This is a genomic window from Cronobacter sp. HA18006, from assembly GCF_011605445.1.
GTDB classification, from domain to species: domain Bacteria; phylum Pseudomonadota; class Gammaproteobacteria; order Enterobacterales; family Enterobacteriaceae; genus Cronobacter; species Cronobacter sakazakii.
Genome location: NZ_JAANQB010000022.1, coordinates 305,565 through 318,097, shown reverse-complemented (window position 1 = coordinate 318,097; position 12,533 = coordinate 305,565). Strand labels below are relative to the sequence as shown.

Genomic DNA, 12,533 nt, shown 5'->3' with positions numbered 1-12,533 from the left:
CATGAACAACCGCATAAATGTAACTTCAACAGCTCTTGCTTTGCTGTTCTTTTTACCTTTTATATTGCTGGGGCCTAAATATTTTGACGACCTTAGCAGACTAAATTTAGGTTACTTCTATTGGTCTGTGGATGGTCGGCCATTAGCGGAGCTTATATTTAAGGGTATTTCCTTTGGTGGTAAGCTGACTGACCTTTATCCATATACATACATCTTATCTATAATTTTATTATCTTATTCAACGGTCAAATCTGCGCCAAGCGAACTGGGGGTTAAAGGCGTCATCATATTTTCTTTATCTTTTATAAGCTGGAATTTCATTCCAAACGCGGCTTATAGATTTGACAATGTAACGATGTCTTTGTCTCTGGCGATGTCCATCCTTGCCGCTGTTAAAAGCTTCAAAAGGCATGACGCCATTATTAAAATCATCATGATCATATCCTGTCTTAGCCTTTATCAGCCATCATTTGGCGCGTATTTATCTATAGGCATTTGTTATATATTCGTTAAAGCAGTAAAAGAAAAGCATATCTCTTTGAGTGCTTTTTTAAAAGTGGGATGTATAGCAATTATTTCAATTGCGGCTTATAAGATTTTAATAGTTAACTTTTTTGTGGCTGGAGACTATGCAGGAAGTAACGGAAAAATAGCAGGAAGCACCAATGAAATAATAAATAACCTTTATCTATATTATAACTTCTTGAACGCTAGCATTCCACAATTTATGTTTTACATGTATGCGGGCACTCTGCTTGCTTGCTTTGCACTTTGTTTTATTCTTGCGTTTAGTCATGAAATAGATAAAAAAAATAAATTAACAAATATTGCCATATTAGTATGCCCACTAATCGTTACTTTATCGACACCTTCTTTTTTTCTTATATTACATAAAGCACCTGATTACGCCAGAGCGTATACATCTTTTGGGGCTTCGTATGTCAGCCTTATTGTTATATCTATATCATGCGGATTTATAATTAAAAATAAGTTAGGGGTATTTTTATCTAGAGTATTTACTGTTTTTGCAGTCATATCTATATGCTATACTCTATCAGCAGTATCTGCGTTCTGTGGCGTTTATTCTGATATGGAAAAAAAATACGAGAATGTAGCCTACACAGCCTCTATGTACGTGAATGAAAGCACCAAGTGCCTCGCAGTAAATGGAGTGATGCCAGAAAACAAAAACGAAGGACTTATATCCTCAAAATTCCCTTTCATGAAGGGAATTAGACCTGTATATGCTGAAAATTATTTGTCATGGATGGTTTTTTACATGAACAACTACGGATTTGACTTACGTTCATGCGACAACGAAAAATGGAATGATAGCGTTAAAAACTTAGCTAGCTACGAGTTAAAATTTCAATCTCCACTCTTTGATGTAAGATCAAAAGACGAAGTTATACTCATAGATTTTAAAAATTAAAAATTCTGGGTGGAATTCCACCCAGAAAATATCTACTAAATTACCCCAGCCTAATAAATTCTCCTCCGCTAGCTTCCACCCAGTCTTCACCGCCAGCGTTTATAACAACCACTTTAGCGTTAGAACCAGAAACATATGGCGCAGTAAGGTTAGTCAAGGTTTGTCTGGAAAGATCGCCACCGATAAACGTGACTTTAAGCGAACCAACGGCGCCACTATCTACTGAATAGATAGGCGTAGACGCCACCGGATTCTGCTGGTCAATCGGCAGATAACCATTGATGGTAAGGGATCGGACAAAGCTGGGACTTGGAGCGGTTGATACCCGTATTTGACCACCTTTAACAAATTCAGTGGCACAGGTATTCATCTGGATGCAGTACGGGTCAACAAAGTTGAAGGCATAACAAACAGTTTCGCCAGACATAGGTGTAATGGTTTCAGCGGTACAGTTTGTCATCGTCGTATATTCTAAGCGCTGAATATCAAAACCAAACTGATATCCATTAGTCTGACACAAGCGCATATCAACACTTGTACCAGACATATTGAGTACACCATTACGATAATCTACGCCTGAGAAACCTGAGTATCCGTGTCCAGGCCATTGGGTAGCTGAAACCATCTCCATCACAGATGAGAACATGTTGTACCATACAACGCCCTGATAACCGCCCTCTACTGCCACTTGTCGTATTACAGCGGCACCAGCCTTGTTGATAAAGAGTCCGACAGCAGGGCGGATAGCATCAACATTTGCCTCGGTTAAACCAAGACGGCGGAACATGCAGGCCTCAAGTCTTGCATGAACGCAGAATGATTCCATGCTTGAATCTGCCCGGTCATACTTGTTAGGCACAAGCCCTACAAGCGCATCCATAGTTATGACTGTACTGGAGCCGTTCTTATAGGGGAAAGCATTGTTAGTGGTTTTCCAGAATACAGTCCCCTCTGCTTTAACGCCCTGCCCACGAATACCCATGTTACTGTAGATGGGGACCATCTGACTTGTATGAATATTACCCGCTGGAGCATCAAGAATGATGCGGTTTGCGCGCGCGTAATTTGTCGCGAGCGTAATAGCATCGGCGTTATCGGTAACGCCATCAGCCTTCACGCCCCAAAATTGCATATCGTACGCAGTGAAGTTGATACGCTTCCAGACAAGCGTTCCTGTCGCTGGCTTGATGACAATACCGCCATCGTCGGGCCAATTCTGCACGTTATCAACCGACTGGAAGAAGCCACCCCCAACATGGGTTTCTGCATGAGATGCGCTGGCAGCCGATGCAACATAGACAATCTGGCCGGCTGATGATGGTGCCTGCGCGCGCAATTCTGATAAATTGAGGAAGCGGCCTACCGCGTTGAAGCCTGTTTTTGCGCTAAACTCGTCCAGAGCTGACTTTACCGTCCCGTCTTCATATCCAATCAGTGCCGCCTGCTGTCCGGTCGCCAGGTCTCTTCTCAGCGTGGCATCGCCCACACTTAGCCACTTACCGGCACCAATGCCACCCGTGGTTTCAGGAGTTGAACCTGCTGGCACGTTTTTTGGGAACCTCCGCTGGCCTGTTTGCTGCATCAACCAGTTCCTGTACGTCTTTGCTGGCGCCGTAACGACGAACAACGCCGACGAACTCTTCCACATCGTGGCCGCGTAATGTCAGCACTGGCTGCCCGGTCTCTTTGTTGAACTTCGGCGCACCAAAATCATCAGTTGCCTGGGCGATGTGATAAAGCTCGTGCTCCACCAGCGCGCAGAACTCAATGTCATTGCATTGAGCGCAATAATCGGCAGCCAGCGTGATGATGAACTTCGGTATGCGACCGAACCATTCATGCATCTGCTGTTCCATGCGGGCTTTCTGCCATCCCCCAGCTCTCAGCATTACCTGCTCAGCCTGCCCCAGAACGTAACGGCCTTTCTTCGCGAAAGAGTCGGAGGCCCACATGAAGCAAAGGTCAGCATCAGTAAGGTGTGCGTGGTCAGGGTTATGGATTCTTCCGGCTTCGCTGAGGATTTGACGGCTTACCCATTCATGTACTTCATTGGCGGGGATTAGCCTGGTGTATGGCTGCCAGTTATCGGAGTTGATGAAGTTAACCGGCGGGAATGGCCTGCGCTCGTCATCGTTCGCCATGGGTTACTCCGTTGCCTCTTCCGTAACGCCAGCTTCATCTGCCTGAGGCTCGTCGGTGCCGTTGGTGTCTGTCTCTTCAACCGGCTCATAGTCGATTTCATCAACCGTGTCAGGCTGAAGGTATTTCCACCCGCCGTTAGCTCTGGCGAGGGCAAACATGCCGTTGACCAGTTGAGGCTCTTTGACGGTCATGATGCCTTCGTAGACAGTGCCGTCTTTCTTTTTGACCGTTACAGCGTACTGGGGCATGGATTCATCCTCTGGTTTGCATTATCACAGGCACTCAGTGAATGCCTGCTGGAATGCCTGAACAGTTAGTGTCACCTCGGCTGACCCTGCTAATTATCCAGAAACACTTATGCGGAAATAAGTGCAAGCGAGCTTATGGCTAAACGCTCGAAATAATCTTATGTATCTGGCAGATCAAGGCGTCCTTAATAAAACTTATATCGTTAGACTATGTGTGGCCCTTGGCCCCCTTCTGGTGTTTCAACAGAGGTTTCACCAGAAGGGCCAATTTTCTGCAACTACCTAACCGCTTTATACCAGGCCTGCCATCGGTACTTATCAACCCGCAACTGGAGCAGGCGCATCTCAGCCTTAATGAGTGCTTATTAAAAGGTCATGATTAACGCTGGATTTGGTTACGCCATTACGATGGGGCTGCCCATGGCGATGGCAATAAAAAACCGCCCGAAGGCGGTTTGATTATTCTTTAGACGGTTTAAGATGTAACCTTATAAACAGAGCCTTTACGAAAATGAATTACTAAATGTTTTTTGCACTGCGGACATTTTTTTCCACTTGAACCATCACCCTCTGAAATACCTACATCATAAGTTGATGTGCCACCACAGTGTGGGCATGAAACAGTTGCCTTAGCCATTGCTTTCCCTCGTTAGAAGTAACCACACAATCTGATCGGCCAAAGTACAAAAAACTTTAAATACATTATCAAGCCCACCCGTGGATAAGCTTTGTAATGGAGAGCCGTTGTGAAAGTGGCTCTCACGTCTTCTTAGGCTGCCTGGTCGTCAAGCTTGTGACTTGCCAGTAATGCGGCGATCCACTGGATGCCACGCGGAGTGAACTTAGCCTGAGTGAAGGCATGGCCGTTATTCTGGTTCTCTCCGGTTTTCATGGTGAATCGACCGGCATCGAGATGCTGAGCATAGGGTGTCAATTTCCCCGCCAGGCGATACATGATTCCCTGCTCTATCAGGAACAGTCGGAAGTCAGTTTCTTTTACCTTCAGCAGTTTTGCTGCTTCACGGAATCCCATAGCACCAGTTGCTTCGACGTAGTGATCAACAAATTCAACTTTCGGCGCGGCAATAGCGAGCTTGTTTTCCAGTTGGGCATTCTGCTCTGCCAGATCTGCTGCAAGACGGAGAGCTTCGGGAAGCGTCTGCGGAATTTGCGGACCGTGCATCACTTTCAGTTTTGCAAGTACTGAGCGCCTTACAGCCTTTGACTCTCTCATGCCTACCAGCATCATCTGGTCAAAGTCGAGGTCGTAATAAGCTGTTTGAGTTTGGTTATTATTTAACCGGAATTTTTTTCCGGTTCCGTCAAGCTCCAGCTCATCCTCAATTTTTGCCAGGAACTTACGTGGTTCATGAGGGGTTTCTCCGGCGTCGACACGGGCCGGGTTAATAATGCTATTCAGAAAGTCCAGACTGTTCATGGACACTTCACGCTCTACCGAGATCATCTCTTTCATGACAATTACCTTTTAGGAAGATGAGCCTGTCGCACAGAACAGCCGTCACCCGAGAGGCCGCCATGATGCCAACGGTTGTTCTCAGGCTCAGCTTTCTGAAAGGCTCGGGCTATTGTTTGCGCGTGCGAAGCGCATAAAAAAGCCCCGCACAGTGGCGAGGCTTGAGTAAATCAAATTTTTTCAGGCTTATCGAAACGGCCAATGAATAGGCCTGAATAGCTATTGGGAGTTATTAATAGATTTTAGGAGGCAATAAAAATTTGCACTTTGCTATCCAGATCACATTTAAAGCCGGGTTATTTAAGGCACTGCTCGCGCACATATGCTTGCAGGCCTGTCAGTTGTTTGGTGACGATTTCGATTCGCTGCCGGAGAGTGAAATAATCCCGTTCAGCGGCGTCAGTAAGTCGGGGGCCGGTGCCATCATCCACGCCGGTGGTGCTGGTCGCTCCGTTCTTTCCGCACGTTGCTGCGAGGCGCAGCCGCTTATTACCATTAGCGACATCACGCTCAAGTTGATTAATGTTTTCCTGAGCATCCGCCAACTCCTTCGTGTATTTCGCATCAAGCGCCGCTACGTCACGCTGGCGCGTCTGCATGTCGCTGATTGTGTCGTTCGCCAGCTTCAGGTTATGCTCGGCTGCGTCGGCACGCTGCTTCTCGTCTGCCGCCCTGCCGTGGTACCAGAACGCCAACGCACCGAACGCCACCAGCGCAGCCAGCAGAAACAAAGGTTTCCAGTCAAAGGTCATCTTTGCTCTCCGCCAGGCACATGGAGCGTTCCATCTCGCGTCTGTTCTGCAAGCCTTTCCACTTCATGCCACCAGCGTAAACCCAGCGGCGCATCTCTTCGCAGGCGCCTTCCTGGTCGCCGCGGTTCAGCTTGCGAAGCAGAGTTGATTTAGAGAAGGCATCCGCACCAACGTTGAACACGAAGCTGTAGAGCGCCGCGCGCTGGTATTCGCCGAGCGGAACCTTAACGAGTCGGTCAACTGTCTTTTTAGCGGGTTGCAGGTCTTTCCACAGCAATTGGTCGCATTCGCGATCGGTGTACTTCTTGCCGATCACGATGTCGCGGCCAGTGTGCCCGTCGCAAACTGTCCAGACGCCAGCCACATCCTTATAGGCTTCGTACTTGCGCCCTTCCACGCCGTCCTGACCACCAAGGAATACCGTTGCGATTGCGATAGAGCCAGCACCCGCCACGGCAATAAGCTTGTTACGTAATGATGCAGATATCGCCATGGTTAATCCTCTTTGATTTGTTGAGGACCTGCGGGCCAGCGCTCATAAGCCTGAATCTGAGCCATCGTCGTTTTGCGCTTGTAATACCAGTTGATGCCGAAGGTCATAATCGCGACCACGATGCCAACGATAACGCCGACGGCGCTCCACTCGTCGGGACTGAGCCGGGTAAGCAGGCTATTGGCTACCGTCCCGGCAGATGCGCCGTAAGCAGCGCCCGTAGCCAGTTTGCTCATATCAAACATTTCTCTTACCTCCGTTTGGTGGAGGCTGTGCGTAGTCAGGGAATGGCCGTCAGGCACTCGTTACAGGGGAAGAATTAGCGCTGATTGCCTGCGGCCAAAGAAAAGCCCGGATGAACCGGGCAGAAATCGGGAATAAAAAAAGCCAGCCCGGTCAGAGCTGGCGATTAACACACATGCAGTCTTTTTTCCGTGCCGGAAACCATTTGATAACCACATCTGGCTTTAGTGGTTCGCATCAGATGCAATGAGGGAGTCTCTTGCTAACGCGTTCAGATACACGGGTTTTACCAGATAGTTAATTATTAGCAGACAAATATTACCGTCAATAATACAAAGCCATTAAAGACGTAATGGTTACTGCGCAGCGGATAAAAAAAGGCCAGTTCACAGAGAACTGGCCGAGTATCAGGATTCACTCAAGTAAGCTAATTATGGCGTGGCGCCGGGGTTATGCCGGGGAGATGTTGCCGCCACGGTTAAAATATAGATGCCAGGATAAGCGAAGGGGTGACTCCGCTCACAGAGCGAGTAAATCTTTATTCATGCTGGTGGCTGTAACGGACCATCAAGAACCGAAGCCTCTTCTTTCATCGCTACCCAGCCGCTGGTTCCGGCAAAGTGCCAGACGCCGTTAACCAGTTCACCTGTTTCATGGTGCCGCGTTTCTTCCTGCGAATAATACGCCACCAGCTTTTCGCCAGCGTAAAGCACCCAGTAAAAGCCCTCTTCCATCCCCGCCCCCTGTGATTGTTAAACTAAACAGCCAGACGGTGGAATTATAGAGTGGGCTTATAGCGGTGCGATAAGACTTGCTCAATTCTGCTGCCAAACTCACACGATGTTTACCGGGAATAAATAACGCGCTGTCAAAGGCGCCCGCAGACGCCTTTTGCAGAGAGTTATTTAGTTGTTTTAAGCATCGGCAGGAGCAGAAGAACTACCCCGGCCACCAGCACACCATCCGCCAGGACAGACATCACTTTGCTGGTGAAGTCGATAGCGACAACCAGAAAGAGCAGCACCCCGGCGGCGGCGAAGCGGAGTTTTTTCATCAGAGGTGGTTTTCCAGACGCAGGCCCAGCGCGTTAGCAATCTCTTCCAGCACCTTGCGCTCTTCCGGCTCAACTTCACCGTCAGCTTCAGCAATGGCAACCGCCACATCGAGCACGTCTTCTGCTTCGCGGGTATCGTGCTTAACGTCTTCAATCTCGCGCAGCGCAGCACGGCGACCAATCTTGAAATTGGTATCGAGCTGGCCGACGATGGTCGCGCTGATGGAGTTGATTTCAGAGGTGAACGCCGCCAGCGCAGGCTGGTTAAAGGGTTTGCCCTGGGTGGTGGTCACCAGTTTCAGACCGTCGCCGCTGCCGCACGTACAGATCCAGGTGCCCGCTCCATCACGATCATCAATGCGGAATTTGCCAATCGAGTCACATACCGGGCACTTCCCTTTGAAGTGGTTTTTCCCGGTGATCGGCGGTAGCCCATAATGCTCAAAAATCATGGCCCACTGGCCCTTAGCTGCATCTGCTGTCTTCATGCTCGTTTCCCTAACTGCTGTCTGATGTCGCTAATCGTTTTTTGTGCCTGCTGAATTGACGCGGGAACCTCCGATTTCTGAGCCTCCTCTATGCGCCTGGCCTTACCCTTTGCAAAAGCAATCTGCTTGTGCTTGATGAAGTTCGAAACCGTGGGGGTAATATCCATCGGATAGTCGCTCAGTCCGCGGGGCCACTCCCCGAAACGTTCATGAAACGTGTGCTTACACCATCCGTCGCTTACAGGTGTTTTGCCCAGGGATTCGCGCTGCTTCTGGTAAAACTTGATCTGACTCCACCAGGCTTGTTTTTCGGCCTTCGTCGGCTGCGGCTTATCCTTACCCAGCTTTTTAAGCTTGCGCCCGGTGTCGGTGTCGATGTCCTCGCCTGCCAGCGGCTTATGGCCGCACTTCGGGCAGACATAGACGCCAGCTGGTTTCATGTAGTGGCATTGCGGACATTCGTGCGGCAGCTTTTCTTCGCGTTCCTCAACTGCCCGGCGTGCGCTTTCCTCCATGCCGTCAGATTTACCGGGGAGATCGTCATACTCGATAGAATCCGGATAGCCCAGCCGGTGAACGGTGCCGCTGTGATCAAAGATGAGGCAGGACTCTTTTCCCGGTGCAGTGCGCAGACCACGCCCGAGCGCCTGCAGCCAGCGAATTTCGCTCTTGGTTGGCCTTGCGTAGATGATGCAGCGAACGTCGCTGTCGAACCCGGCCACCAACACACCCACGCTGACAATGATTTTCGTGGCGCCTGTTTCAAAGCGGTGAATGATGGTCTGCCGTTCGTCCACCGGGGTATCAGCGGTCATTACCTCGGCATTTACGCCAGCCTGGTTAAACCGGATGGTCAGGAAATTGGCGTGGGCTACGTTCACGCAGAACGCGATTGTCGGCAGATCCCGGCCATGCTCCAGCCAGTTTTGGACGATATCGCCCACCAGCGTAGAGCCGCACATAATCTCGGCCAGCTGCGCCTCGTTGTAATCGCTGCCGAACTCCAGTGATGGAGATGATTTAACGCCTTTCAGATCCGGCTTGGTGGGCGCGTAAAACTCGTAATTACTCAGGTCACCGCGTTGAATCAGCTCGCCGATGGTGGTCGGTTTAATGAGTCGGTCATAATATTTTCCCAGGAACGGGGAGAACGGTGTACCCGACAGCCCAATGACTTTCACGCCTTTAGCGCGCAGGCGATCAATATCCTGCAGGATGCGTTTTTTGCGCAGGTGCGCTTCGTCGATAATCAGCAGGTCGATGTTGTCAGGGAAAACACGGCGAATAAGTGTATCGGCGCTCGCAATCTGAATTTTCCGAGCCGGATCGTAATTCGGATGGTCTGCCCAGATATAACCAATCTCATCGCCGGGCAGCCCATACTCAACAAAGCGATTAGCTGTCTGACCAATCAGGATGGTGTATGGCGCGCAGAACAGAACTCGCATGCCACGGCTGACAAACCCGGCAACGATGAAAGCGGCCAGCCCAGTTTTACCGCTGCCGGTGGGCGAGTACACCATGAAGGTGTCGTGTGCCTTCCAGTTACGGCGCAACATGTTGAGCGCGCGTTCCTGTGCAAAGTTCGGTGTGATAGTCAGCTGCATTGTGCTGCCCCCGCGGTAATGAGATAATAATTTTGTGACGTGGTGTTCATGGATACCTCTTCACATGGCTGGCGACCTCCCCAAAGGTTGCCAGCCTCCTTTCTGAATCAGCTCCCCTGAAATGCACTCTTCCAGGAAGAACCTTCCTCAATTCTCTGCGCCTTCAGCTTCTGTACTACCTTGCTGATACGGTCGCTTTTTTTTGGTGTAGCTCTTAAGACTGAGATCTACCTAACCTATGGATCTCTCCTGTTGGAAAAGGCCCTATTCCTACCCCTACACCCAATCCCCCCTTACCCCCCTTTCCCTCTTCCCCATAAAAACGTACTATTTCCCTAGTACATATGAGGATTTGAGTCAGTTGGTTGCCGACCTAAACAGGCACCTTTAAGCCTGCTTCTGTTCGGGTACCTTTAAACCCGAAGTGATCAAGAACGCGGTTGCGTTCCAGCCAGGGGCGGTTCGGCGGTATACCCCTGTAATGCCCTGCCGTGATTCCTCACGAACAGGCGAAGCCTGGTGTTTGCTTCGTGTCTCGCTTTGTTTTCCTTTCGGAAGCTAACCGGCTCCTCTTCCCAAGCCGCCTGATAGACCTCCACATATCTCGCTACTGCTTTCTGCCTGATCGGCGTCGGCAGTACCTGAAGTTGTTCCTGTATCCAGGCGGCATCGGCCTGACTGTATATTTGCGGCATTGACGGTTCTGGCTTAAAGAAATCATTCGCCATAAAGTAACCAATGCGGTTCGCATCCAAGCGCGGCAGCCAGCTCGATAAGAAGACGTGGTCGTTTGGTTTCTCCCGACTCAATAGCCTGTAATGATTGCTGCCGCATACCTACTTTTTGAGCCAGTTGTGTTTGAGACAGGCTTAACTCAACTCGTTTTTGCTTAACTCGATGAGCAAGATTCATTGTAAACACCTCACAGTTTTATCTGTATATTTCTACAGAATTTACTGTTTGTCAAATACAGTTTAAGCTGTAAAAATTAATAAAATAATTTACAGGGGCAGACGCATGGGACTGGCAGAACGGGTGAAACAAAAGAGAATTGAGCTCGGACTTACCCAAACAGAAGCAGCAGAGCTTGCCGGGATACGTCAGCAATCATGGCAAAGCATTGAAGATGGAAAGACTCTCAAGCCACGTAACATCATTGGCATAGCTAAGGCGTTACGCTGTGATGCTAACTGGCTTATGAATGGCGGTGCATTTAAGCCGCTCTCGGAAGTGAACAGCAGGAGAGTTCCATTGATTAGCTACGTTCAGGCAGGAGCGCTCGCAGAAAAGCCACCGATAGAGGCATTTGACGGCAGTTTCGAGTACATTCTTACAGATTCTGAATTGTCTGAGTTCAGTTTCGGGCTCCGTATTGAAGGTGACTCTATGGAGCCTGATTTTAAAGATGGCGATATAATAATCGTTGACCCTGAGATTGAGCCTTGCCCGGGAGAGTTTGTAGTAGCCAAAAATGGTGGTAACGAAGCCACTTTTAAAAAATACCGTCCAACTTATACTGATATGAAAGGCTGTCAGCATTTTGAGCTGGTCCCCCTCAATGATGATTATCCTGTTATCAATAGCGATAACCAGCCACTAACCATCCTCGGAGTAATGGTGGAGCACCGGATTTTTCGCAGAAAACGCTAGCCCTCACCTCCTCATATTTGAATATGAAAACCGGCTTTCGCCGGTTTTTTTATGCCACTCCAAAATTAAATATTCATAAAATACAATTACATATGTAAAACCATGGATATTTTACAGTTTAATCTGTTGCAAAAAATACAGTTTTATCTGTATTCTTTAATCATCTTAAATGACTGAGGAATAAAGATGAGCGCCACTAAATTTCATCAGATAGTACATATCTCTGATTTCCGCTACGACGGCGACGAAGGTTTTGATTATCCGAGCATCGCTGAGGATGCAGATGGAAAAACTATTTCTCTGTTAGAGGCAATACAGTTCATAAGCGCTGGCGTGCGCAACTTATCAGATGATGATGAAAATGAATCGCAAAAAATAATTTCTCTTGCAGATATTATTTTTGATTTATCTGAACTGGCAATTGCAACTAACAAAGTTTCTCAGACAGCTGCATACCTTTCTGGATTAAAGGATGGGAAACATGGCGCATGAAATTACCCTGGAGCAGGCCGTGGAAAAGTCCTGCCTTATGGAAACGGTATTGAGGATGCTTGAAAGCTATCCCGATCATATTGATGAAGCGCAACTGAGTTCAGTAGTAACTCTTACTCGACGTCTGGCGGGAGAGGTGTATTGCTGGTTACTGGAAGAGCAATCGCAAAGAGGTAATAAATAATGGCTATTTGTTTACTGAGCGCTAAGAACCGTGTCAAGCAAGCTGAAGCAGTTCTTGGCGTGTGGCTGGAAAGCCCTCGGGATGATTACGAAGCAACGCTAATATCATCCGTAATAACACTTCTGGAAGGTGTAGAGGAAGCAATTAATGATGCCGATATTAAGCTCGATTCGCTAAAAAAATAAAACATCATTTGCAACCGAATAAATAACAGCTAACCGCTGTGGATTCGCTCACCCTAAAAATGGAGTGAAGAAAATGAAAGATAAATCAG

General features: G+C 48.5%; 18 protein-coding genes and 2 pseudogenes. 5 read left to right on the top strand and 15 right to left on the bottom strand.

Features of this window, described 5'->3' with window-relative positions:
• Window position 1 precedes the first annotated feature (1 nt).
• Complete coding sequence (locus tag G9X48_RS16155) at window positions 2-1,432, top strand: glucosyltransferase domain-containing protein (RefSeq protein ID WP_166499964.1); 1,431 nt, start codon at window positions 2-4, stop codon at window positions 1,430-1,432.
• A 40-nt stretch (window positions 1,433-1,472) separates the two neighbouring features.
• Here the strand turns inward: G9X48_RS16155 and G9X48_RS16150 are convergent, their stop codons facing one another.
• The 15 genes and pseudogenes from G9X48_RS16150 to G9X48_RS16090 form a co-directional block, all read right to left on the bottom strand.
• Window positions 1,473-3,014 carry a phage tail protein gene (locus tag G9X48_RS16150; RefSeq protein WP_105629609.1) on the bottom strand — a complete coding sequence of 514 codons (1,542 nt, stop codon included), beginning with the start codon at window positions 3,012-3,014 and terminating at the stop codon, window positions 1,473-1,475.
• Entirely contained in the window at window positions 2,956-3,573 is a 618-nt protein-coding gene (locus G9X48_RS16145) for a putative metallopeptidase (RefSeq protein ID WP_105629608.1), read from the bottom strand. Before G9X48_RS16145 ends, G9X48_RS16150 begins: the two co-directional genes overlap by 59 nt.
• Window positions 3,574-3,576: 3 nt before the next feature.
• Window positions 3,577-3,822 carry a hypothetical protein gene (locus tag G9X48_RS16140; protein ID WP_243760755.1) on the bottom strand — a complete coding sequence of 82 codons (246 nt, stop codon included), beginning with the start codon at window positions 3,820-3,822 and terminating at the stop codon, window positions 3,577-3,579.
• A gap of 475 nt (window positions 3,823-4,297) precedes the next feature.
• Entirely contained in the window at window positions 4,298-4,459 is a 162-nt protein-coding gene (locus G9X48_RS16135) for a hypothetical protein (protein ID WP_155486115.1), read from the bottom strand.
• A gap of 132 nt (window positions 4,460-4,591) precedes the next feature.
• Window positions 4,592-5,296, bottom strand: a complete 705-nt coding sequence (locus tag G9X48_RS16130) for a phage antirepressor KilAC domain-containing protein (protein WP_105629607.1) — start codon at window positions 5,294-5,296, stop codon at window positions 4,592-4,594.
• A 296-nt stretch (window positions 5,297-5,592) separates the two neighbouring features.
• Window positions 5,593-6,048: a lysis protein gene (locus tag G9X48_RS16125; RefSeq protein ID WP_105629606.1), complete on the bottom strand. Its 456-nt coding sequence runs from the start codon at window positions 6,046-6,048 to the stop codon at window positions 5,593-5,595.
• Window positions 6,038-6,541, bottom strand: a complete 504-nt coding sequence (locus tag G9X48_RS16120) for a lysozyme (RefSeq protein WP_105629605.1) — start codon at window positions 6,539-6,541, stop codon at window positions 6,038-6,040. The genes G9X48_RS16125 and G9X48_RS16120 overlap by 11 nt, the downstream gene beginning before the upstream one ends.
• A gap of 2 nt (window positions 6,542-6,543) precedes the next feature.
• Window positions 6,544-6,786 (bottom strand): phage holin, encoded by a 243-nt coding sequence (locus G9X48_RS16115; protein ID WP_166499963.1) that lies wholly within the window; start codon window positions 6,784-6,786, stop codon window positions 6,544-6,546.
• A 540-nt stretch (window positions 6,787-7,326) separates the two neighbouring features.
• The gene (locus G9X48_RS16110; RefSeq protein WP_024558469.1) at window positions 7,327-7,518 is read right to left on the bottom strand and encodes a hypothetical protein; all 192 of its coding nucleotides are present in this window, start codon (window positions 7,516-7,518) and stop codon (window positions 7,327-7,329) included.
• Between the two features lie 167 nt (window positions 7,519-7,685).
• Window positions 7,686-7,841, bottom strand: coding sequence for a DUF3927 family protein (locus G9X48_RS16105; RefSeq protein ID WP_024559552.1), 156 nt, complete (start codon window positions 7,839-7,841; stop codon window positions 7,686-7,688).
• Window positions 7,838-8,104: pseudogene (locus G9X48_RS21305) on the bottom strand (TerB family tellurite resistance protein); the annotation flags it as partial. The pseudogene G9X48_RS21305 and the gene G9X48_RS16105, both read right to left, overlap by 4 nt.
• A pseudogene (locus G9X48_RS21300) lies at window positions 8,099-8,326 on the bottom strand (primase-helicase zinc-binding domain-containing protein); the annotation flags it as partial. The pseudogenes G9X48_RS21305 and G9X48_RS21300, both read right to left, overlap by 6 nt.
• Window positions 8,323-9,933, bottom strand: coding sequence for a DEAD/DEAH box helicase (locus tag G9X48_RS16095; protein WP_105629603.1), 1,611 nt, complete (start codon window positions 9,931-9,933; stop codon window positions 8,323-8,325). The pseudogene G9X48_RS21300 and the gene G9X48_RS16095, both read right to left, overlap by 4 nt.
• A gap of 428 nt (window positions 9,934-10,361) precedes the next feature.
• A complete protein-coding gene (locus G9X48_RS21530; protein ID WP_029591909.1) occupies window positions 10,362-10,661 on the bottom strand; it encodes a hypothetical protein in 300 nt (99 codons plus the stop codon).
• Window positions 10,651-10,845 (bottom strand): helix-turn-helix transcriptional regulator, encoded by a 195-nt coding sequence (locus G9X48_RS16090; protein WP_029591910.1) that lies wholly within the window; start codon window positions 10,843-10,845, stop codon window positions 10,651-10,653. The genes G9X48_RS21530 and G9X48_RS16090 overlap by 11 nt, the downstream gene beginning before the upstream one ends.
• A 105-nt stretch (window positions 10,846-10,950) precedes the next feature.
• On the opposite strand from G9X48_RS16090, the gene G9X48_RS16085 reads away from it, so the two are divergent.
• The 4 genes from G9X48_RS16085 (at window position 10,951) to G9X48_RS16070 (ending at window position 12,444) form a co-directional block, all read left to right on the top strand.
• Window positions 10,951-11,583, top strand: coding sequence for a S24 family peptidase (locus G9X48_RS16085; RefSeq protein ID WP_029591911.1), 633 nt, complete (start codon window positions 10,951-10,953; stop codon window positions 11,581-11,583).
• 186 nt (window positions 11,584-11,769) lie between these two features.
• Window positions 11,770-12,075: a hypothetical protein gene (locus tag G9X48_RS16080; protein ID WP_029591912.1), complete on the top strand. Its 306-nt coding sequence runs from the start codon at window positions 11,770-11,772 to the stop codon at window positions 12,073-12,075.
• Window positions 12,065-12,259, top strand: coding sequence for a hypothetical protein (locus G9X48_RS16075; RefSeq protein ID WP_105629602.1), 195 nt, complete (start codon window positions 12,065-12,067; stop codon window positions 12,257-12,259). Before G9X48_RS16080 ends, G9X48_RS16075 begins: the two co-directional genes overlap by 11 nt.
• A complete protein-coding gene (locus G9X48_RS16070; RefSeq protein WP_105629601.1) occupies window positions 12,259-12,444 on the top strand; it encodes a hypothetical protein in 186 nt (61 codons plus the stop codon). The genes G9X48_RS16075 and G9X48_RS16070 overlap by 1 nt, the downstream gene beginning before the upstream one ends.
• Window positions 12,445-12,533: the final 89 nt, after the last annotated feature.

Bases quoted from the DNA above. Each gene is read 5' to 3' on its own strand.
- G9X48_RS16155 (WP_166499964.1), top strand. From the start codon at position 2: ATGAACAACCGCATAAATGTAACTTCAACAGCTCTTGCTTTGCTGTTC.
- G9X48_RS16150 (WP_105629609.1), bottom strand. From the start codon at position 3,014: ATGCAGCAAACAGGCCAGCGGAGGTTCCCAAAAAACGTGCCAGCAGGT.
- G9X48_RS16145 (WP_105629608.1), bottom strand. From the start codon at position 3,573: ATGGCGAACGATGACGAGCGCAGGCCATTCCCGCCGGTTAACTTCATC.
- G9X48_RS16140 (WP_243760755.1), bottom strand. From the start codon at position 3,822: ATGCCCCAGTACGCTGTAACGGTCAAAAAGAAAGACGGCACTGTCTAC.
- G9X48_RS16135 (WP_155486115.1), bottom strand. From the start codon at position 4,459: ATGGCTAAGGCAACTGTTTCATGCCCACACTGTGGTGGCACATCAACT.
- G9X48_RS16130 (WP_105629607.1), bottom strand. From the start codon at position 5,296: ATGAAAGAGATGATCTCGGTAGAGCGTGAAGTGTCCATGAACAGTCTG.
- G9X48_RS16125 (WP_105629606.1), bottom strand. From the start codon at position 6,048: ATGACCTTTGACTGGAAACCTTTGTTTCTGCTGGCTGCGCTGGTGGCG.
- G9X48_RS16120 (WP_105629605.1), bottom strand. From the start codon at position 6,541: ATGGCGATATCTGCATCATTACGTAACAAGCTTATTGCCGTGGCGGGT.
- G9X48_RS16115 (WP_166499963.1), bottom strand. From the start codon at position 6,786: ATGTTTGATATGAGCAAACTGGCTACGGGCGCTGCTTACGGCGCATCT.
- G9X48_RS16110 (WP_024558469.1), bottom strand. From the start codon at position 7,518: ATGGAAGAGGGCTTTTACTGGGTGCTTTACGCTGGCGAAAAGCTGGTG.
- G9X48_RS16095 (WP_105629603.1), bottom strand. From the start codon at position 9,933: ATGCAGCTGACTATCACACCGAACTTTGCACAGGAACGCGCGCTCAAC.
- G9X48_RS21530 (WP_029591909.1), bottom strand. From the start codon at position 10,661: ATGGCGAATGATTTCTTTAAGCCAGAACCGTCAATGCCGCAAATATAC.
- G9X48_RS16090 (WP_029591910.1), bottom strand. From the start codon at position 10,845: ATGAATCTTGCTCATCGAGTTAAGCAAAAACGAGTTGAGTTAAGCCTG.
- G9X48_RS16085 (WP_029591911.1), top strand. From the start codon at position 10,951: ATGGGACTGGCAGAACGGGTGAAACAAAAGAGAATTGAGCTCGGACTT.
- G9X48_RS16080 (WP_029591912.1), top strand. From the start codon at position 11,770: ATGAGCGCCACTAAATTTCATCAGATAGTACATATCTCTGATTTCCGC.
- G9X48_RS16075 (WP_105629602.1), top strand. From the start codon at position 12,065: ATGGCGCATGAAATTACCCTGGAGCAGGCCGTGGAAAAGTCCTGCCTT.
- G9X48_RS16070 (WP_105629601.1), top strand. From the start codon at position 12,259: ATGGCTATTTGTTTACTGAGCGCTAAGAACCGTGTCAAGCAAGCTGAA.